This is a genomic window from Croceivirga radicis, from assembly GCF_002072105.2.
GTDB lineage: Bacteria > Bacteroidota > Bacteroidia > Flavobacteriales > Flavobacteriaceae > Croceivirga > Croceivirga radicis.
The window spans coordinates 611,753-631,740 of record NZ_MTBC01000001.1; the positions used below are offsets into that span (position 1 = coordinate 611,753).

A 19,988-nucleotide genomic window follows, 5' to 3' on the forward strand; every position below is an offset into this window, starting at 1 on the left:
AAAATGTGGTGTCTTAATAATAGAAAGCAAAAGAAATGAAAGATTTATTACGATCACTATTTTTTGGATTAGCCTTTTTGGTATCGGTTTCAGTTGCCGCCTTTGCGGTTAATGAAGATACCACCAAAGAGAAGCAAATCGTGATAAAATCTAACAGTAATGAAATTCATATTCCGTCTTAGTCGAAAGACCGGCGGATCATTGGTTGGTTGATTTGGTTGAAGGGCCGTAAGGTCTTACTTACGGCCCTTTCTTTTAAATTGAGCAACACATAAAAATTTTTAAGATGATGCTATATTACACTAACCATGCGTTATCTACGGTCAATGACAAACAGAGATAATTTTTCCATGTATCCCCCAAATCAATGGTTTGTTAGATTGATCATAAAAAGACTGCTTTAAGCAGTCTTTTTTGTTTTTTGTTTTTTTCGGTTTTACATTTGCGGCTTATCTCTAAGGGGTGCTTCTTTTTTTAGAGGCTGAGATTATACCCATTGAACCTGGGCGGGTAATGCCGCTAAGGGAAGGCACTCAGGTGCTTCATGGAATTGCTATGTTTCCTTTGGAAACAAAAAATCAAGTGTAACAAGAATAATAGCCCCTTTTATTCGTAATATTTTTTACGGATGAAACCGCTCTATTCAAGAATTTTTAAATCTCTAAATCGGAAAAATGTTGGAGGTTCGTTGTCAAAACAATTAAACAAAACTACTGTTTTGACCAGTTTTTCCATTTTAGCCTTTGCTGGGATACAAGTAACCACCGCACAAGCCCAAAATCAAAAACAAGACACCCTTCAAGGTAAGGAAGTGGTTTTGGACGAAGTTCTGGTCAAGGCGGTAAGGGTAACAAAAGAATCACCAGTTACTTTTTCTAACTTGGATAAGGAAGAAATTGCACCGCGTAATTTAGGGCAAGATATTCCCGTTCTTATGAATTATTTGCCGTCTGTGGTAACAACAACAGATGCTGGTGCCGGTGTAGGTTATACAGGTATACGTGTTAGAGGTAGCGATGCTACCCGGGTTAACGTAACCATCAATGGTATTCCTTACAATGATTCAGAATCTCAAGGTACTTTTTGGGTAAACATGCCAGACTTTGCTTCATCTACCCAAAGTTTACAATTACAAAGAGGGGTAGGTACCTCTACTAACGGAGCTGCTGCATTTGGGGCCAGTTTAAACTTGTTAACAGATGCTATTTCAGAAGAAGCCTATGCTCAAGTAGGAGCAAGTGTTGGTAGTTTTAATACTTTACGTAATAACATTAAGTTTAGTACGGGCTTGTTAAGTGATCATTTTGAAATTTCTGGGCGTTTATCTAAGATTACATCAGACGGATATATTGACAGGGCATCTTCAAAACTAGAATCTTACTTTTTACAAGGCGCCTATAAAGATGATAATACTTTAATTAAAGCGCTTTTGTTTGGTGGGCACGAGGTAACCTACCAATCTTGGTACGGTTTTGAACCTGAGTATGTAGAAGCTTTGGGGGCAAACCCTGATTTAAAGGAGAATCCAACTTTTAATGTTGCGGGTGTTTATTTTGATGAAGCGGGAAACATCCAGTTTTATGACAAGGAGGAAGATAATTACAAACAAGATCATTTTCAATTGCACTGGAACGAAGCATGGAATTCAAATTGGAGTACCAATTTAGCTTTTCATTTTACACACGGCCGGGGCTATTTTGAGCAATTTAGAGAAGACGATGATTTTTCAACTTATGGTTTTGATCCCATAACCGTTAAAGGCGAAGAGGTTAATACAACAGACCTTATTAGAAGAAGATGGCTAAACAATGATTTTTATGGTGCCATTTTTTCTGCCAATTACGTAGATGATGCTATCGATTTTATTGTTGGAGGAGGTTGGAACGCTTATGATGGCGACCATTATGGTGAAATAATTTGGGCCAGATATGCAACGGATAGCCAGATAAGAGATCGCTATTACTTTGATCAATCTAGAAAAACAGATTTTAACATCTACACCAAAGCAAACTATAAGCTTAACCAAAATTGGAGCTTGTTTGGTGATCTACAATACCGTTCTGTAGGGTATACGGCTAATGGAGAAGAAACAGGTTTGGTAGATGATACATTTCATTTTTTTAACCCTAAAGCCGGTATTACTTTCGATTTAAATAGAAACAATAATTTTTATCTTTCTTACGCCAGAGCCAACAGGGAGCCAAACAGGAACGATTACGAAAATGGAAATCCAAAGCCAGAAAAGCTTAACGATTTTGAGTTGGGATGGCGATATGTTTCCAATACATTTCAACTAAACACCAACGTCTACTACATGCGTTACAAAGATCAATTGGTCTTAACCGGTGAAATAAACGATGTTGGTGCGCCAATTAGAGCAAATGTTGGGGATAGTTATAGGTTGGGATTAGAAGTAGATGCCAATATTGCACTGGGAAATAAATGGTCTTTGCAACCAAATATTGCACTAAGTACCAATAGAAACATAGACTTTCGTTTTCAGAGAGATGGTGTGTTGGAAAATCTTGGAGATACAAAAATTGCATTTTCTCCTGGTGTAGTTGCCGGTAACAGATTGGCCTTTACACCTAATGAAAGGATTATGGTAGCGGTTTTATCTAAATACGTTGGGGAACAATATATGGGTAATATAGATGCACCAAAAAGTAAGTTGGATGCCTATTCCCAAACCGACTTTAATATTCAATATGCCATACCAACCAAAGGTTTTGTAAAAAGTATTGTTTTGTCTGGCTTAGTGAACAACATATTTGATCAGCACATAGTTTCTAACGGGTATTTTTATACGTATGATGATACGTGGAGTAGTGATACTACAATTACTACTATAGAGGGAGCTGGCTTTTATCCGCAAGCAGGTATAAATTTCTTGTTGGGCGCATTGGTTAATTTTTAACTTTGCACCCCAACACCCCGAGCAGAAGAAACAGTTATACTATTTGGTGTAGTCCCCCAATTGTTTTTACGTGCAACGGGTGTTTCTTTTTATACCTTAGTACCTTCTAAAAGCTATAAAAATGGGGCGCACTACTTTTTTTACACATACTCCGGTAAGATGGGGTATAATTGGTTGTGGTAATGTAACCGAGGTGAAAAGTGGTCCGCCCTATTCTATAACACCTGGTTTTGAACTAAGTATGGTAATGCGTAGAGACAAGGCCAAGCTGGTAGACTATGCCACAAGGCACGCAATACCCAATTACACCACAGATGCATCAGAATTGATCTATTCTAATTTGGTAGATGCGGTTTACATTGCTACGCCTCCAGATACACATAAAAAGTATGCATTAATGGTTGCAGAGGCGGGCAAACCCTGTTGCATAGAAAAACCAATGGCTCCCAGTTATGCGGAAAGCTTATCTATATACCAAGCCTTTAAAGAAAAACAGCTGCCGCTATATGTTGCATATTACCGCCGTTCTTTACCAAGATTTTTAAAAATTAAAGAATGGCTAGATGCCGGCTTAATTGGTACCATTAGACAAATAACTTGGCACAAATCTAGAACGCCTAGCCCAACCGATACTTCAAAGATTCCCAATTGGAGAACAGAGGCTAGAGTAGCACCAGGAGGATATTTTGATGACTTGGCTAGTCATGGTTTAGATTTATTTGCGTTTTTGTTGGGAGAAATAGTTACCGCCAACGGTTTAGCCAACAACCAGCAAGGCTTGTATACTTCAAAGGACGCTATTGTAGGTAATTGGATGCATAAAAATGGGGTTATGGGTTCTGGTGTTTGGAATTTTGGACTTAATACCGCTCAAGATGAGGTTGTTATTTACGGTTCAGATGGTGAAATACGATTTGCCGTTTTAGACGAAGCCCCAATAACTATACGTACCAATAAAATAGAAGAAAGCTTGGAGATACCCCACCCCAAACATGTTCAAGAATTTCATGTTTTGAATATGAAAAACGACCTTTTTGGAATTCAAGATCATCCGTCAACTGGCCAGACAGCCTTGCGCACCAGTTGGGTAATGGATGCAATTCTTGGTAATCTCTAATTAAAAATAAAAACAGAACTTCCACTTTGGGAGGTTCTATAGTTTAATAAGCCATAGTACCTATTCCCATCATCAGGGGTATTGGTTAAAAAACCATTAAAGAGGCTATACTCTAGGTCATCGCAGGGGCAAACAACATTTTGTCCATTAGCAACCATGGTAGAACACTCGTTTGGTGTATGGTTAGGACAACTGGCTTCAAACGCCAAATAACTATCTGGGGATACCTTCATTACATACGCCCCTCTAATACCAACACCATTGTTGCCAACATAAACAGGGTTGCCAATAGTATTTAAATTGGTATAAAGGGGTAGGTTCAAGTTCAATTCAAACCTAAAATTAGTTTCTAATAAGTACGGATTTCTGTTGGTAGCATCTTTAGAACAGGCTAGAAGTAAAATCAAGAAAATCAGGCAACAATAACGTTTCATCCCACAAATTTGCCGTAAAAGTGGTTAAAAAATCCGTATATTTGCGTTAATCCTCTCTAAAAAACCAAAGTTGTTTTGGTTCTGGTAGAGGATTTTTCAATTATAGGAACTACATATACGCTGGGAAAATATTGATTTTCTTCAGCGTGGTATTGTTTTAATTAAAATATTTATGTCTAAAATATCATATTATACTCCAGAAGGTTTAAAGAAACTGAAGGAAGAATTAGACCATTTAAGGGATGTGGAACGCCCAAAGGCATCACAGGCTATTGCAGAAGCAAGAGATAAGGGAGATTTATCTGAAAATGCAGAGTATGATGCGGCAAAAGAAGCACAAGGACTTTTAGAAATGAAGATAGCTAAGCTAGAGGAAACCGTGTCCAACGCTAGAATTATAGATGAAAGTCAACTAGATACCTCTAAGGTTTTGGTATTGTCTACCGTTAAGTTAAAAAATCAAGCCAACGGTATGGAAATGAAATATACCTTGGTTGCAGAAAGCGAGGCTAATTTAAAGACGGGTAAAATATCTGTTACCTCTCCAATTGGAAAAGGACTTCTTGGTAAGTCTGTTGGGGATGTGGCGGAGATTAAGGTGCCAAATGGAACGTTAAAATTCGAAATTCTCGAAATCACCCGAGCCTAAATAAAATTGGAATAGTATATTTAAACCCGTCTAAACGACGGGTTTTTTATTTTCTAGATATGGCAAGTATATTCACTAAAATAGTAAATGGCGAAATACCAAGTTATAAGGTTGCGGAAACCGAAGAATTCTACGCTTTTTTGGATATTAATCCAAATGCCGAGGGGCATACCCTTTGTATTCCCAAAAAAGAAGTAGATAAAATTTGGGATTTGGATGAAGCCTTGTATAACCGTTTAATGACCTTTTCTAGGAAAGTGGCTTTAGCAATTGAATCCGTGGTGCCTTGCAAAAGGGTGGGGATGTCTGTTATAGGCCTAGAGGTACCACACGTACATGTACATTTAATACCCTTGAATAAAATGGCAGACGCTACTTTTCAATCAAAAGTAACCTTAGAAAAAGAGGCTTTTGAAGCCTTATCACAAAAAATTACCAGAGCTTATTTGGCAAGCAATAAATAAATACCCCCGGCAACTAATACCACTAAGACTAGAATTAAAACCAATGTCAAAGAGGTTAGCCGTATAGCTGGCTTGTCTGGTTCTACCAATTTGTTATAGTAGTCAAAAACACGCTCAATATCTTCCGTCCAGTTTACCGGATAAATAATGTTATAGCAAGTCTTGCATTTAATCTCATGGGTTACCGTTGGGGTGGTTCTATGAAAAAAAGCATTGTAGGTATGTTTTTGATAAAAAGAAAGCTTTAATTCTTGGTTAAAACACTCTGGACAATTGTTTACCAGTTCTGCTTCTTTAATGGTAATGTTTTTTTCCGTGGCCATAATTAAATAATCTTCAAAAGTATTTGCATTACTGTGCCGCCTTTATTAGAAGTAAGTACCCTAATTTTACCTTTATGGTACTCTTCTATTATTCTTTTTACCAAAGATAGCCCTAGCCCCCAACCTCTTTTTTTAGTAGTTACACCAGGATTAAAAATATTGGTATGTTCGCTTTTAGGTATGCCATGGCCCGTATCAGAAATTAAAATAGAAACATAGTTTCCTTTAAGTTCTATTTGCAAGGCAATGCTGCCTTTGCCTTTCATGGCATCTATACCATTTTTAACCAGGTTTTCTATACTCCAGTTGTATAGTGGCACATTTAAAGGTACCAATAAATGATCTAAATCGGTCTTAAAACTAAAATCGATGAGTTTAGAGCTCCTCTTTTTAAGGTAGTCATATGCTTTTTGGGTCTCCGCTACAATATCTTGCGGTTTTAATTCTGGTGTGGACCCAATTTTGGAAAAACGTTCGGTTATGGTTTGTAGGCGGTCTATGTCTTTTTCTATTTCTATAGTAATATCCGGATTAATAGCCTCGGTCTTTAAAAGTTCGTTCCAGCCCAATAATGAGGTTAATGGCGTACCAATTTGGTGCGCTGTTTCTTTGGCCATGCCCGCCCATAACTTGTTCTGTTCAGATGCCTTATTTGTTCTAAAAAAGAAGAAGATGACGGCCCCAAATAGGAAAATAATCAATAACAAGGCTAGCGGATAGTACTTTAGCTTGTTCAGTACTTCAGAATTTCCATAGTACAGTGTTTCCAGTAGTTCCCCACCCTGAATAATTTCTATGGGTTGGTTTTCGTTTTTAAATTCTTGTATTTTTTCTTGTAGGTAAGTGGTGTCGGTTTGCTTTTCTTGTGGAATATTCAATGATTTTATAGAACCTTCTTCATTAACCAATATCATGGGTGTAGAGGTGTTGTTGCCCAATACTTTTAAGGTTAGATTGCCCAATTCTTGGTCTACTGGAGATTGTATGAGTTCAAGTTGGGCTGTGGCCCAAATTTCCATTTTAAGTCGTTCTTCTTCTTTAAACTTTTTAAAAAAACTGTTGGTGTTCCAAAGAATTAAACTAACCAAAACAAAAGCTGCTGTAAGCAAAATTATATTGGGTGCTTTTTGTCTGGTAGAAAAATACATACTGGAGTTTAAAATATTTTCTAAGATAAATTAATTAAACGGAATTGTTGAAAACATACCATGGCGTACTTTAATTATACTTTACAATTTACCTATTTTTGAAGCCATTAAAATTCAAGTTCATGGAAGTTCAGGGTAGAATAAAAATGATAGACGAGACTAAAACCTACGGAAACAATGGTTTTAGAAAAAGAGAATTGGTAGTTACAACAGAAGAACAATATCCACAACATATTTTAGTTGAGTTTGTGCAAGATAAATGCGATTTGTTAAACAGTTACAAGGTTGGGCAAATGGTTAAGGTAAGCATAAATTTAAGAGGTAGAGAATGGGTAAATCCGCAAGGAGAAACCAAGTATTTTAATTCTATACAGGGATGGCGCATAGAAAACTTGGAACAGGCGCAGCCAGAGGGTGGCATGCCGCCAGTACCTCCAATGGAAGCTTTTGAACCAGCAGATGATATAAGTGATGAAGATCATGACGACCTTCCGTTCTAAATAGAAAAGAACATGTTTAAAAGCCACTACATTGTAGTGGCTTTTTGTTTTTAAACAAATTGGATTATTAATGCTGAAAAATATAATTTAAGGTATGCAAACCAATGAAGAACAGCAGCCTATTTATTATTTAGACGACCAATTGTGGTTTCCGCCTGTAGACCATGCCAATGACGAGGGGTTATTGGCAGTAGGTGGCGATTTGTCTCCAGAACGTTTGCTGTTGGCCTATAAGAGCGGAATTTTTCCATGGTTTAATGAAGATGCATTGATTCTTTGGTGGTCTCCAGATCCAAGAATGGTTTTGTTTCCTAAAGAGATCAAAGTGTCTAAAAGTATGCGTAAGGTTTTGCGGAACTCCTCATTTGAATTAACCAAGAACAAGGCATTTGAGCAAGTTATAGACAATTGTGCCCAACTAGAAAGAAAAGGGCAAGAGGGCACTTGGATAACCCCAAAAATGAAAGCAGCCTATTTAGACCTACACCAAAAGGGTTTTGCCGTATCTTATGAAGTTTGGCAAGCCAAAGACTTAGTGGGCGGATTATATGGTATTGACTTGGGCCGTGTTTTTTGTGGAGAAAGTATGTTTAGCTTGGTCTCCAACGCATCTAAGTATGCATTTATACATTTGGCCAAAGAACTAGAAACTAAGGATTATAAGCTTATAGATTGCCAGGTTTACACGGAACATCTGGCTAGTTTGGGGGCAATAGAAATAGACAGAACGGTCTTTATGAGCTATTTAAAGGGATAAATTTAGCGTAGAAATGAATATAAGTATGTGCGCTTTACCATCTGTAAAATCTTCTAGTCTATATTCTGTGCCAACCTGAAATTTAATGGAATTGCTTAGAAGCCAACCCAATTGTAGGGTTGCTCGTTGATCATATTCTGGATTTATGTGTTTGCCAATACTTAGTAAACTCTCTAGATTGCCAACTAAATAACCTTCACCAATATCAATGCGTTCTCCATTTAATGGAAAATCTACGGAAAATCGATATCTAAAACGATGCACGGTATTGGATTTTGTAATACGTTGTTCCGTTCTAAACCGCTGGCCAAAACGTACTATAAATGGTTTTTGGGTATAATTATATTGTTGGGTTAATCGAAGTTCATTTTCCCCTGAATCTATAAAAGACCTAAAACGATATTGAACACCAAAAGTAACACTTTGATTGTCCATTATTTTTAAATTGGAAAAATGTACCAAATCTAGCTGTTTGGCTTTAAGGGTAGATTCTTCATCTTTAAACCAAAAATTTCTACTATTAATGGCAAAGTTGTGAGAATAAAAAGGGGTAACCTTGTAGTTTAGTGCAACGGTGGGTTGTATATAACCTGTAAAGTCTTGACCGTACCCTAAATCTACTAGTAGGCAAAGAACAATTAAAAGAAAAAACCTAATACCGGACATGATCATACTTCTGCGGCTCACTCGCTCTTTTTGAAAGTAATTTACCCGAGGTGTTAAACAATAATTCCATTTCTTTAAAACCCTTTGGTGTTCTATAGGCAATGATGATTTCAAAGTTGTTGGTATCCAAAATCAGATTTTGAAACGCTTGTTTTAAAGTGGTTTTGGCAGTACCGTTTAAAATATACTGTTGTTGTATTTTTTTAATTCGGTACCGATCATAATTTGTTTCTAGATAATTAGAAATAGTTTCCCACGTTTCATTGGTCATATCGTAGGGAGCAATAATAAACTCTACATCTTCCAAAACACCCTTTTGATCAAACTCTACGCTGTAAAAAATTCGTTTCAATTTAAATTTACTTTCAAAAGAAACCTTTTGGCCATCTTTTTCTTGATAAAACCGAATGCGTTTGGCGTTTTTTAAATAAGGCTTAAGAAGTTCTAGAGCGGTTGGGGGGAATGCTTCTTTAGGTATACGATGCTCCCATTCTTGTTTTTGCTGCCCATGGGTGCTGCAAACTATGCCAAATAACAGCATTATTAGATACTTACACTTGTTCATGTCTAAAACAACTAGTTAGATGATCGTTAACTAACCCGGTGGCTTGCATAAAAGCATAAACCACAGTGCTGCCCACAAATTTAAACCCACGCTTTTTTAAATCTTTGCTTATTTTGTCAGAAAGTGGTGTCGTAGCAGGAACCTGAGAGTTATCTTCAAAATTATTTTTTAGTGGTTTGTGGTCCAAGAAAGACCAAATATAATTGCTAAAACTTCCAAATTCTTCTTGTACTAGCATAAAAGCAATAGCATTACTTTTTGCGGCATTAACTTTTAGTTTATTCCTTATTATGCCGGGGTTGGTTAATAGTTGGTTTATTTTATCCGTATTGTAACGGGCAATTTTTTTGTAGTCAAAAGCATCAAAAGCGGCCCTAAAATTTTCTCGCTTTCTTAAAATGGTAATCCAGCTTAATCCCGCTTGGAAAGTCTCTAGAATCAGAAATTCAAAAAAAATGGAATCGTCTTTTACTGGTTTGCCCCATTCTTTGTCATGATAAGCTACGTACAATTCATCATTTTTACACCAATCACATCTGGTTTTTTCCATTCTTGGTTTTTAGGGGTAAGTTAGGTATAAATAAAAATAAAAAAGGCTTCTTATTGTTTGCAATAAGGAGCCTTTCCACTACGTAACTAACCAAAATTACTTGCTCATTTCAGACTTTCCGCCTTTTAAAAGTTTAAGTTCACCACTGTTTATGGCTCCGTTAAGGTCGGCTTTAAGTATTCTATAAGCATTGAAGAATTTCTTTCCGTCCATTTTTTTAAGACTTACCAAGGTTGTACCATTTTTAGTCTTTAAGTCGGTTACCTCTACTTTGTTTTGGGCAATGCTAGAAATATTGGCGATACCCCCTTTTTTGATAATGAAATTCTTTCTAGGAATTTCTACATGCTCATAGGAATTTCCAGAGGGTGAACCAATAATCATTACATCACCTACCGAAACTACATCTGTATACGATTCTTGTGCTACTGTAATAGTAGTTACTAAAAATGCGAATAAGGCTAAAAATGAAATTTTTGTTTTCATCGCTGTTAAAATTTTTGTTGTTGTTAATTATTTATGAACTGAAAGTAAAGATATTTAGAAAGAATCGTAATTCAAAGCTATGCTTTTGTTAAAATGTGTTAAGCTATTAGAATATAATAGTAATGCTATTATATTTGTGATTTCATTTTTGTGCTATGGATAGATTATTGCAGAACATTAAAATTGCCATAAATGATAATATTTACTTAAAAGATCCAGAATCCTCTGAGTTAGGAAGAAGAATCATTGAGTATAGTATTATTTTAATCGACGAAATGGGTTTTGAAGCTTTTACCTTTAGAAAATTAGGGGAGCGTATAAAAAGTAACGAGAGTTCCATTTACAGATATTTTGAAAATAAACACAAGTTATTGGTCTACTTAACTTCTTGGTATTGGGGTTGGTTAGAATATCAATTGGTATTTGCCACCTATAGTGTGCCCAATGCACAAGAAAAGTTGGAGAAAGCCATAGAGATTATATCAAGGACTAAGGTTGAAGATCATAATTTTGGTCATATCAATGAAGTGCTATTAAATAGAATTGTAATAAATGAATCGTCTAAATCTTATTTAACTAAAGAGGTAAAGCAAGAAAACAAAGACGGTTATTTTGTTATTTATAAGCGAATGGTAAATCGCTTGGAAGAAATGATAAAAAGTATTGCGCCCGCGTATGAGTTTCCTGCAAGTTTGGCTAGCACCATAATGGAAACCGCGCTGCACCAGCACTTTTTAAAAGAACATTTACCGTCTTTAACAAACTGCAGCCAAGAATTAACAACAACTAATTTTATTAAACAAGTTGTTTTTAACACTTTAAAAAAGTAAGTACATGTCCAAAAACATTCTCTCGTCCTGGCAGCGTCTATTAGGTTTGCTAAAATTGGATAAGCGAGACATTCTTCAAGTTTTTTACTACGCTATTTTTGCAGGCTTGGTAAACCTATCGCTTCCTTTGGGAATACAGGCAATCATCAACTTAATACAAGGTGCGCAGGTTAGTACCTCTTGGATTGTGTTGGTTATTTTGGTAACCATTGGTGTGGCATTTGTGGGGTTGTTGCAGTTAATGCAGATACGCATTATTGAAAATGTTCAGCAAAAAATCTTTACTAGAAGCTCATTTGAATTTGCATATCGATTTCCAAAAATAAAAATGAGCGAGCTGCACAATTATTACCCGCCCGAATTGGCCAACCGTTTTTTTGATACCCTAACGGTACAAAAATCCTTGTCCAAGGTTTTAATAGATTTTCCGGCGGCATTGCTCCAAATTATGTTTGGGTTGTTGTTGCTTTCTTTTTACCATCCCTTTTTTATTGCCTACGGTATACTTCTTTTACTGCTTATTTACGTGGTGTTTAAGTTTACGGCACAACGTGGTTTAGAGACTAGTTTGCAAGAATCTAAGCATAAATACCGTGTTGCCCATTGGTTGCAAGAGGTGGCCAGATGCATAGTAAGTTTTAAGCTATCTGGTAAAACAAGCCATGCGGTAGATAAGAACGATACTTTGGTTGTAGATTATTTGGAGGCAAGGGAGAGCCATTTTAAAATTTTGATTCTACAATTTATGCAGATGATTGGTTTTAAAGTATTGGTAACGGCCGGTCTGTTGTTAATTGGTGGTTTGTTGGTACTTAACCAAGAAATGAACATTGGCCAATTTGTGGCTGCAGAAATTATTATTCTACTGGTAATTGGTTCTGTAGAGAAACTCATAATGGGTCTAGAAAACTTTTATGATTTGCTTACCTCTTTAGAAAAGATAGGGCAAGTAGTAGATAAAAAGTTAGAGCCACAAGATGGTGAAATGCCCTTTAAAGAAAACCAAAATTTTGATGTGGAGTTAAGCGAGGTTTCTTTTGCCGTGCCGGATAAAGAAAAGAATATCGTGGATAACGTTTCCTTAAAAATATCACCAAGTTGTTCTATTTTGATCCACGGACCAATTGGTAGTGGTAAGAGTAGCTTATTAAAAATGATAGCCGGAATCTTAGAGCCAACCCAGGGTAACATCTTTATTAATGATGTAAAACTAAAAGGAATTAACCTTAATTACTACCGTTCTCATCTAGGGCAATCATTGAGCGAAGAAACACCTTTTGAAGGTACTATATGGGATAACCTAACTTTTGGTGACCCAGATATAACCTCAGACGACGTGTATTGGGCTTTGGAAAAAACCAAACTTACCCAATTTGTAAAAAGTCAAGAGAAAGGATTAAAGACCATACTTTATCCAGAAGGGCAGCAAATTCCATTTACGGTTGCTAAAAAAATAGTGCTGGCCCGTAGTATTGTTAAAAAACCTAAGCTATTGGTGCTTAAAGACCCGTTAGAGCAAATGGAACTAAAAGAGGCTGAAGAAATCATGAGTTTTCTTTCAGATTCATCTAACGGATGGGCTTTGGTAATTGTGAGTGAGAACCTTAAATGGGAAAAATTCTGCAATAGAATCATTACCATGGAAAATGGTGCAATTGTTAACCAAATAAACAACGGCCATGCTTAACATATCTCATAATAAATTAAATAAAACGGTAGATTTAGGAAGGTTTAAATCTGCCCAAAAAGTTTTTTATAAAGAGCATTTTAAGCACTTTAATAGGTTTCTACTGGTATTCTCAATTTTCTTGGTCATCATCTTGTTCTTGCCATGGACACAGAACGTTACTGGTAAAGGGTATTTAACTACGTTAACACCAGATCAAAGACCGCAGACCATTCAATCCCCAATACCGGGTAGAATAGAAAAATGGTATGTAAGAGAAGGAGATTTTGTAGAGAAGGGAGATACTATACTGCATATTTCAGAAGTAAAGAACGAGTACTTTGACCCTAATTTGGTAGAGCGTACGGGTAAACAGTTAAAGGCCAAAGAAATGTCGGTAACCTCGTATCAAGGCAAAGTAAAAGCGTTGAACGTACAAATTGGAGCATTGGCGCAAGAACGGGTTTTAAAGCTAGAGCAAGCAAAGAACAAGTTGCAACAATCTAAACTTAAGGTAGTAAGTGATAGTATAGATTTGGAAGCCGCCAAAACCAACTTGGCCATTGCAGAAAGACAATTTGAGCGTAACCAACAATTACAAGAAGAAGGTTTAAAGTCTTTAACAGAGTTAGAACAAAAACGGTTAAAATTGCAAGAAACGCAAGCTAAGTTAGTTTCGCAAGAAAATAAGTTGTTGGCCAGTAAGAATGATGTGATCAATGCGCAGGTTGAGATAAATCGAGTACAGGCAGAGTATACAGATAAGATTTCTAAAGCACAGAGCGATTTGTATACCGCGCAAAGTAGTCAGTTTGATTCGGAGGCTCAAGTAACCAAATTGGAAAATGCGGTTACCAACTATAGCATCCGTAACGATTTGTATTACATACGTGCGCCCCAGAGTGGTTACATAAACAAGGCCATAATAGGTGGTATAGGAGAAACCTTTAAAGAAGGTCAGAAGTTGTTGGGTATAATGCCTGCAAGTTTTGATATGGCCGTAGAAACCTATGTTTCTCCAATAGACTTGCCATTATTGCAAATTGGGGATGAGGTAAGAATTCAGTTTGATGGGTGGCCTTCTATAGTGTTTAGTGGCTGGCCAAATGTTTCCGTGGGTACCTACGGTGGTAAAATTGTTGCAATAGAAAACTTTATAAGTGACAACGGTAAGTATAGGGTTTTGTTGGCCCCAGATCCAGAGGCAGAGGCTTGGCCAGAACAACTTCGTGTAGGTTCTGGTGCCAATACAATTGCCTTATTGCAAGATGTGCCTATTTGGTTTGAGTTGTGGAGGCAATTAAATGGCTTTCCTCCCAATTATTACCAAAACGTAAAGCAAACCGAAACCGCAAAAACAAAGTAATATGAGAAAATTTCTCTTTTTCTTATCTGTTATTTTGTCTTTACAATCCTGGGCGCAGCAAGATTCATTGGTATTAGGGTTTAAAGAGTATTTAGGGTATGTAAAAAAACACCACCCTATTGCCAAACAGGCACAGCTTACCTTGTCTATTGGGCAGGCCCAATTGTTAAAAGCACGTGGTGGCTTTGATCCAAAGGTAGAGGTAGACTATACCCGTAAAGAGTTTAAAGATACCCAGTATTGGGAGCGTTTAAACGCTACTTTTAAAATCCCCACTTATTTTGGAATTGAGTTTAAGGGTGGTTATGAACAATACGAAGGAACCTATATAAACCCGTCAGAAACCGTACCAGATAATGGTCTTTACAGTGCGGGGGTGTCAATGTCTATTCTTGATGGTTTTTGGGCCAATGAACGGATGGCCACCCTGCGCAAAGCTAAATTTTTTAGGGAACGTTCTAAGGCAGAACAAGACTTATTGGTGAACCAAGTGTTGTACAACGCTGCAGTAGCGTATTTTGATTGGGTGCAAGCATACGGGGAAGCACAGGTTTATGTAGATTTTTTAGAAAATGCGGAAATACGCTTTAGGGGGGTAAAGCAAGCTGCATTGGTAGGGGATAAAGCTATGATAGATACCGTAGAAGCAAAAATTGTGGTGGAAAACAGGCAATTAAGTTTAGAACAGGCGCAAGTAAGTTTAATGAAAAAGCGCTTAGAGTTGTCTAATTATTTGTGGATAAACGATATTCCTGTTGAATTGAAAGAAGGGATTGCCCCAGACAATGAATTAGCATTGGAATTAGATGAAACCTTGGAAATAAATGGGTTGCCGTTAGATAGTTTTACCATAGATAACCATCCTAAGTTACGCTCGTTAGAATTTAAGATTAAAGAACTATTGGTAGATAAGCGTCTAAAGACCAATAAACTCTTACCTAAGTTAGACGTAGAGTATAATTTTTTAACTACAGAACCCGATCAGATCAACAGTTTTGTGCCAGAAAATTACAAAGGGGGGGTTAGCTTTAATTTTCCACTTTTTTTACGAAAAGAGCGTGGCGATTTACGTTTGGCCAAATTCAAATTAAGAGACGCTGAGTTTGAGCGTGATAATGCTCAAGTTGAAATTAGGAACAAAGTGCTCGCTATTTATGGAGAATTGGATTCTTTTGACCGTCAAAATGTGTACATAAATCAAATTGTTAGGGACTATAATACGCTTTTAGCTGGTGAAGAACGTAAGTTTGGGGTAGGAGAAAGTTCTCTTTTTATATTAAATTCTAGAGAAAACAAGTTAATAGATGCAGAATTAAAAAGGCTATCTGTTAGAAACAAATTCTATAAAGCCAAAGCCAATCTGTTTAAGAGTTTAGCCATAAACCCGGAAAATTTATAATTCAGTGGAAGTTGCTGAAATACTTATTGGTGAACTGATATTTGTTAGGTTTTAAATGCTTCGCCGACAGTACTTTTGTAGAAAAGGAAACTATGGAAACGACTACCTTACAAGATAAAATTGCAATTATATTAGCGAAAAGCCTTGATAAAGCAATAGACTACGCAACCTACAAGAAAATGCTACAAGGCTTGGTAGATAACAATTCAAATTCAGGTTTAGAAAAAACGGAAGCTTTGGCCAATTATACCCAACTGAACAACAAGCGCATGAAACGTTGGGATAAAACATTAAAATTTCCAGATGGGTATCTACAATCTTTACCTAAAGTTGAAAAACAACTGATTTGGTTGGTGATTACAGAAAGTTGGTGTGGTGACGCAGCTCCTAGCATTCCAGTAATTTCAAAAGTGGCAGAAGCTGTGGACAATTTGGAGCTACAATTGGTTTTTAGGGATGAAAACCCAGAACTAATGGACCAGTTTTTAACCAATGGTTCTAAATCTATACCCAAGCTAATTATGTTAGATAAAGCCACCAATAAGGTGCTGGGAACATGGGGGCCTAGGTCTACTAAACCTACCGCAATGGTAAAAAGCCAAAAAGAGAATTACGGCTTGCTAACAGCAGAATTTAAACAAGACCTACAAGTGTTCTACAATAAAGATAAAGGAGAGGATGTTTTTAAGGATTTAAGAAACTTGTTACTTACTTTGGAATAAATAGGTGATAGTACCAATTTGGGAATCTGCGGAGCCAGTGCTAAATTCTGCTTGCAACGCATATGCGATGGCATTTTCTATTAAGCAATAATTGTTCGTGGTAGAGCTTTTTTCATTAAAATTGGCATCGGTAACGTATCCGTTTTTGTCCACATTTATATTAATCACAACTTTACCACCTTCAATGCAGGTATATATTGGAGGAGGTAAATGATAAGCGTTACGATCCACTAAGGAGTAAGAAATAGAAGTTCTCTTTTCCTTTAAATTATTGGTAAATGTTTTTTTATCAGCCTCTCGTTCGCCTAGTAACTGTTTTTGTTCTTCTCGTTTTTTTGCTAATTCTTTTACTCGTTCTGCAAAACCATCAGAATCTGTTGTTCCATTGGTTTGGCTGGTAAGAGCACGCTCTTCCATTAACTCTTCTAAAGTTTTAAGTGGTTCTGGATTTCCATAGCTAGGTTTGGCCGTTTCATTAAAAGCCCTATGGCTCTTTACAGACTCTGCTTGTGCTATCTCTTTTAATTCAGGTTTTTCTTCTAAAAGTTCTTCCAGTTCTTCATCATCCAAAACAGCCATCTCAACCACGTATTCCTCTTCTTGCCGCTGTCCCAATCTAATGTTGTAAAAAAGCAATAGAATAATAGCCATTGTAAAAATGGTAATTAAAAGAGACAATTGCTTTCTATTTAGATCCATGGTGTATTTATAACCCCAAATTGATTAAAATATTATGTTATAGGGTTGGTTGTTAGGGCTATTTTTCACCCAATTGTAGTTTAAAGGCTTCCGGGGTCTGTGCATTATCTACGTTAAAAGTACCTATTTTGGTTCTTCTTAACGCTGTTAAATGTCCGCCTGTTTGTAAAGCTTGCCCAAAATCGTGCGCTAAAGAACGGATATAGGTGCCTTTACTGCAGCTAACCCTAAAGTGAACGTTTAATTGGTCTATTTGGGTTATTTCAAAGGCAGAAATGGTAATTTTTCTTGTTGGTATAGCTACGGTTTCGCCTTTGCGTGCATGCTCATACAATCGTTTTCCATCTTTTTTTAAGGCCGAAAAAATAGGCGGTCTTTGGTCTATTTCGCCCAAAAACTTAGCTGTTTTTGCTTTAATTAGAGTTTCGGTAATATGGTCCGTAGAAAAGGTCTGGTCAATTTCGGTCTCCAAGTCATAAGAAGGTGTGGTAGCTCCAAGGGTAATTATGCCAGTGTATTCTTTTTCTTGTCCTTGTAGAGAAGGTATGGTCTTGGTATGTTTTCCAGTGCATATCAATAAGAGTCCAGTAGCTAATGGATCTAGAGTGCCGGCATGGCCGATTTTAAATTTTTTATTGAGATCAAATTTTTTCCTTATGGCCCATTTAAGTGCGTTAACCGCTTGAAAAGAACTCCAATTTAGGGGCTTATCTATTAGTAGGGTCTGTCCGTTTAAAAAATCTTCTTTGGTCCAGTTAGTCATAATTTACCCCCAAATGCTCCAGCCAATAGCAATTAGACCAACAACCAAACAGTAGATGGCAAAATAGGTAAGCTTGCTTTGTTTTACCAGTTTAATCATCCAAGTACAAGCTGCCAAACCAGCTACAAAAGCTGCTATAAATCCTGCTCCCATGGCTCCCATTTGAGAACTTTCAAAAGCAATATCACCACTTAAAAAGTCTTTGGCTACTTTACCTAGTATTAAAGGTACTACCATTAAAAAAGAGAAACGTGCAGATTTGGTCTTATCTATACCTAAAATAACCGATGTGGAAATGGTGGCTCCACTCCTAGAAATACCGGGTAGCATAGCTACCATTTGCGCCAATCCTATTACAAATGCACTGCGGTAAGAAACGTCTTTATTAGTGGTTTTAGACATATCTGCCAAGTATAACAATATGGCAGTTACCAAGAGCATAACTCCTACAATTAATATGGCACCATCAAAAAAGACCTCCATATAATCTTCTAAAAAGAAACCAACAAAAGCTGCAGGTATCATGGAAATAATAATCTTAAGGCTAAATTCCGTCTGTTCGTTCCACTTAAATTGAAACAAGCCCTTTAAAATCTCAAGAACATCTTTTCTAAATATGACCAAGGTACTTAAAGCTGTGGCAAAATGTAAGACCACGGTAAATAGTAAACTTTCTTCTGGTATGGCCTGTGCCCCCAAAATTGCTTTACCAAGTTCTAAATGACCACTAGAAGAAACAGGTAAAAATTCAGTTAATCCTTGGATAATACCAAGAATAATAGCGTCTATTATTTCCAAATTAATCTTTCTTTTTGTCTGGATTCAACAATATGGCATAAACCTGAATTCCCAACCCAATAAGAACTAGAGTGGGTGCCAATCTAATTCTACGGAAATTGTAGATTTCCGGATTAAAAACATTGGGGTCATCACTGCCACCACCACTCATTAAGATAAAGCCTACGGTAATAAAAGCCAATCCAATAAATAAAAAGGTATAGTTCTTCTTTTTAAAAATAAATTGCTTTTTCTCTTCTTGTGGTGTGTTTTTATTCTTACCCATGTGGCAAATTTAATAATAAAGATCGTCTGTCCTTAGATTTAAAAAACGTTGTGTGGCAAAATAGGTGCTTAAAAAGGAAATTAGCAAACCCATCAACAATACACTAGAAAATAAGATTGCCAACATTGGAACATCATTAAACAAATTAAGTTCAGGAAAATTCTTGTCAACATAAAACAGGCTTATGGCTAAAGCACCTATGGCTATAAGTGCCCCAATAAAGCCAAGTTTTAAATTTGTAAGAATAAATGGCTGCCTAATAAATTTTTTTGTTGCCCCAACCATTTGCATGGTCTTAATAATAAATCTTTTGGCGTAGATAGATAGTCTAATAGAACTATTGATAAGCAATACGGCAATTACTGTAAAAATAGCACTGGCTATCAAAATCCAAAGGCTCAAACGTTTAACATTATCCGTTAAAAGGGTAACCAAAGGCTTGTCATAGCTTACTTCATCCACATAAGAACGTTCTTCTAATTCTGTTGCAATTTGGGCTACTTGTTCTGGGGTAACAAAGGCAGCGTTTAAATTTACGTCTACTGAATTTTTAAGGGGATTATATCCTAAAAAGTCTTGAAAATTTTCGCCAATATCCTCGCTGTACTGTTCAGCGGCATCTTCTTTGGATACATAAATAGCAGATTTGGTGTATTCTGCCATTGCCAAACTCTTCTGCAGTTGGTCAATCTCTACCGTTTTGGCATTATCTTTTAAAAAGACCGAAATAGTAATCTGTTCTTTAAAATGGTCTGCCATTTTTTTGGTGTTCAATACCAAAAGGCCCAAAACCCCTAAAAGAAAAAGTACTAGTGCTATACTTAACACTACAGAAAAGTAAGAAGAGACCAATCGTCTCCGCTGATATCTTTCAATATATTCGCTCATGTATCAAATTGATAAC

The 19,988-nt window shown here is 36.6% G+C and carries 24 protein-coding genes; 12 read left to right on the forward strand and 12 right to left on the reverse strand.

Annotation, left to right across the window (positions count from 1 at the left end; translation table 11 throughout):
* The first annotated feature begins 35 nt into the window (after nucleotides 1-35).
* From BUL40_RS15710 to BUL40_RS02730, 3 genes are all read left to right on the forward strand, one after another.
* Nucleotides 36-182, forward strand: a complete 147-nt coding sequence (locus BUL40_RS15710; RefSeq protein ID WP_157832760.1) for a hypothetical protein — start codon at nucleotides 36-38, stop codon at nucleotides 180-182.
* Between the two features lie 446 nt (nucleotides 183-628).
* The gene (locus tag BUL40_RS02725) at nucleotides 629-2,917 is read left to right on the forward strand and encodes a TonB-dependent receptor (protein ID WP_080317973.1); all 2,289 of its coding nucleotides are present in this window, start codon (nucleotides 629-631) and stop codon (nucleotides 2,915-2,917) included.
* A 121-nt stretch (nucleotides 2,918-3,038) separates the two neighbouring features.
* A complete protein-coding gene (locus BUL40_RS02730) occupies nucleotides 3,039-4,034 on the forward strand; it encodes a Gfo/Idh/MocA family protein (RefSeq protein WP_080317974.1) in 996 nt (331 codons plus the stop codon).
* Here BUL40_RS02730 and BUL40_RS02735 read toward each other — a convergent pair.
* Nucleotides 4,031-4,468, reverse strand: coding sequence for a hypothetical protein (locus tag BUL40_RS02735; RefSeq protein ID WP_176465434.1), 438 nt, complete (start codon nucleotides 4,466-4,468; stop codon nucleotides 4,031-4,033). The two genes, BUL40_RS02730 and BUL40_RS02735, sit on opposite strands and share 4 nt — an antisense overlap.
* Before the next feature lie 172 nt (nucleotides 4,469-4,640).
* Here BUL40_RS02735 and greA point away from each other — a divergent pair, with 172 nt between their 5' ends.
* The gene (gene greA / locus BUL40_RS02740; RefSeq protein WP_080317976.1) at nucleotides 4,641-5,117 is read left to right on the forward strand and encodes a transcription elongation factor GreA; all 477 of its coding nucleotides are present in this window, start codon (nucleotides 4,641-4,643) and stop codon (nucleotides 5,115-5,117) included.
* A 59-nt stretch (nucleotides 5,118-5,176) separates the two neighbouring features.
* Entirely contained in the window at nucleotides 5,177-5,581 is a 405-nt protein-coding gene (locus BUL40_RS02745) for an HIT family protein (RefSeq protein WP_080317977.1), read from the forward strand.
* On the opposite strand, the gene BUL40_RS02750 is transcribed toward BUL40_RS02745, so the two are convergent.
* Nucleotides 5,560-5,904: a hypothetical protein gene (locus BUL40_RS02750; RefSeq protein ID WP_080317978.1), complete on the reverse strand. Its 345-nt coding sequence runs from the start codon at nucleotides 5,902-5,904 to the stop codon at nucleotides 5,560-5,562. The two genes, BUL40_RS02745 and BUL40_RS02750, sit on opposite strands and share 22 nt — an antisense overlap.
* 2 nt (nucleotides 5,905-5,906) lie before the next feature.
* A complete protein-coding gene (locus tag BUL40_RS02755; protein ID WP_080317979.1) occupies nucleotides 5,907-7,052 on the reverse strand; it encodes a sensor histidine kinase in 1,146 nt (381 codons plus the stop codon).
* 122 nt (nucleotides 7,053-7,174) lie between these two features.
* Between BUL40_RS02755 and BUL40_RS02760 the strand changes: the two genes are divergently transcribed.
* Both BUL40_RS02760 and aat read left to right on the forward strand, forming a co-directional pair.
* Complete coding sequence (locus tag BUL40_RS02760; protein ID WP_080317980.1) at nucleotides 7,175-7,552, forward strand: DUF3127 domain-containing protein; 378 nt, start codon at nucleotides 7,175-7,177, stop codon at nucleotides 7,550-7,552.
* A gap of 94 nt (nucleotides 7,553-7,646) precedes the next feature.
* On the forward strand, nucleotides 7,647-8,309 hold the full coding sequence (gene aat, locus BUL40_RS02765) for a leucyl/phenylalanyl-tRNA--protein transferase (RefSeq protein WP_080317981.1): 663 nt from the start codon (nucleotides 7,647-7,649) through the stop codon (nucleotides 8,307-8,309).
* Here the strand turns inward: aat and BUL40_RS02770 are convergent.
* From BUL40_RS02770 to BUL40_RS02785, 4 genes are all read right to left on the reverse strand, one after another.
* A complete protein-coding gene (locus BUL40_RS02770) occupies nucleotides 8,298-8,996 on the reverse strand; it encodes a DUF2490 domain-containing protein (RefSeq protein WP_244901809.1) in 699 nt (232 codons plus the stop codon). The genes aat and BUL40_RS02770 overlap by 12 nt on opposite strands.
* Entirely contained in the window at nucleotides 8,962-9,540 is a 579-nt protein-coding gene (locus BUL40_RS02775) for a hypothetical protein (protein ID WP_141239635.1), read from the reverse strand. Before BUL40_RS02775 ends, BUL40_RS02770 begins: the two co-directional genes overlap by 35 nt.
* Entirely contained in the window at nucleotides 9,527-10,090 is a 564-nt protein-coding gene (locus BUL40_RS02780; RefSeq protein ID WP_010518071.1) for a DNA-3-methyladenine glycosylase I, read from the reverse strand. Before BUL40_RS02780 ends, BUL40_RS02775 begins: the two co-directional genes overlap by 14 nt.
* Nucleotides 10,091-10,186: 96 nt before the next feature.
* Nucleotides 10,187-10,576, reverse strand: a complete 390-nt coding sequence (locus BUL40_RS02785; RefSeq protein ID WP_010518073.1) for a hypothetical protein — start codon at nucleotides 10,574-10,576, stop codon at nucleotides 10,187-10,189.
* A gap of 155 nt (nucleotides 10,577-10,731) precedes the next feature.
* Between BUL40_RS02785 and BUL40_RS02790 the strand changes: the two genes are divergently transcribed.
* From BUL40_RS02790 to BUL40_RS02810, 5 genes are all read left to right on the forward strand, one after another.
* Nucleotides 10,732-11,406: a TetR/AcrR family transcriptional regulator gene (locus tag BUL40_RS02790; protein WP_029511445.1), complete on the forward strand. Its 675-nt coding sequence runs from the start codon at nucleotides 10,732-10,734 to the stop codon at nucleotides 11,404-11,406.
* A 4-nt stretch (nucleotides 11,407-11,410) separates the two neighbouring features.
* Nucleotides 11,411-13,093, forward strand: coding sequence for a peptidase domain-containing ABC transporter (locus BUL40_RS02795; RefSeq protein ID WP_010518075.1), 1,683 nt, complete (start codon nucleotides 11,411-11,413; stop codon nucleotides 13,091-13,093).
* Entirely contained in the window at nucleotides 13,086-14,438 is a 1,353-nt protein-coding gene (locus BUL40_RS02800; RefSeq protein WP_080317984.1) for an HlyD family secretion protein, read from the forward strand. Before BUL40_RS02795 ends, BUL40_RS02800 begins: the two co-directional genes overlap by 8 nt.
* Before the next feature lies 1 nt (nucleotide 14,439).
* Complete coding sequence (locus BUL40_RS02805) at nucleotides 14,440-15,837, forward strand: TolC family protein (protein ID WP_080317985.1); 1,398 nt, start codon at nucleotides 14,440-14,442, stop codon at nucleotides 15,835-15,837.
* A gap of 92 nt (nucleotides 15,838-15,929) precedes the next feature.
* Nucleotides 15,930-16,559 carry a thioredoxin family protein gene (locus BUL40_RS02810; RefSeq protein WP_244901810.1) on the forward strand — a complete coding sequence of 210 codons (630 nt, stop codon included), beginning with the start codon at nucleotides 15,930-15,932 and terminating at the stop codon, nucleotides 16,557-16,559.
* Here the strand turns inward: BUL40_RS02810 and BUL40_RS02815 are convergent.
* From BUL40_RS02815 to BUL40_RS02835, 5 genes are read right to left on the reverse strand one after another with little or no spacing between them, the layout of a single operon-like run.
* On the reverse strand, nucleotides 16,542-17,258 hold the full coding sequence (locus BUL40_RS02815) for a hypothetical protein (protein ID WP_080317987.1): 717 nt from the start codon (nucleotides 17,256-17,258) through the stop codon (nucleotides 16,542-16,544). The genes BUL40_RS02810 and BUL40_RS02815 overlap by 18 nt on opposite strands.
* 58 nt (nucleotides 17,259-17,316) lie before the next feature.
* Entirely contained in the window at nucleotides 17,317-18,021 is a 705-nt protein-coding gene (truB, locus tag BUL40_RS02820; RefSeq protein WP_080317988.1) for a tRNA pseudouridine(55) synthase TruB, read from the reverse strand.
* Nucleotides 18,022-18,024: 3 nt separating this feature from the next.
* Nucleotides 18,025-18,819, reverse strand: a complete 795-nt coding sequence (locus tag BUL40_RS02825) for an undecaprenyl-diphosphate phosphatase (protein ID WP_010518082.1) — start codon at nucleotides 18,817-18,819, stop codon at nucleotides 18,025-18,027.
* Nucleotide 18,820: 1 nt separating this feature from the next.
* On the reverse strand, nucleotides 18,821-19,084 hold the full coding sequence (locus BUL40_RS02830; protein ID WP_010518084.1) for a DUF3098 domain-containing protein: 264 nt from the start codon (nucleotides 19,082-19,084) through the stop codon (nucleotides 18,821-18,823).
* Between the two features lie 9 nt (nucleotides 19,085-19,093).
* Nucleotides 19,094-19,972 carry a cell division protein FtsX gene (locus BUL40_RS02835; RefSeq protein ID WP_080317989.1) on the reverse strand — a complete coding sequence of 293 codons (879 nt, stop codon included), beginning with the start codon at nucleotides 19,970-19,972 and terminating at the stop codon, nucleotides 19,094-19,096.
* Nucleotides 19,973-19,988: the final 16 nt, after the last annotated feature.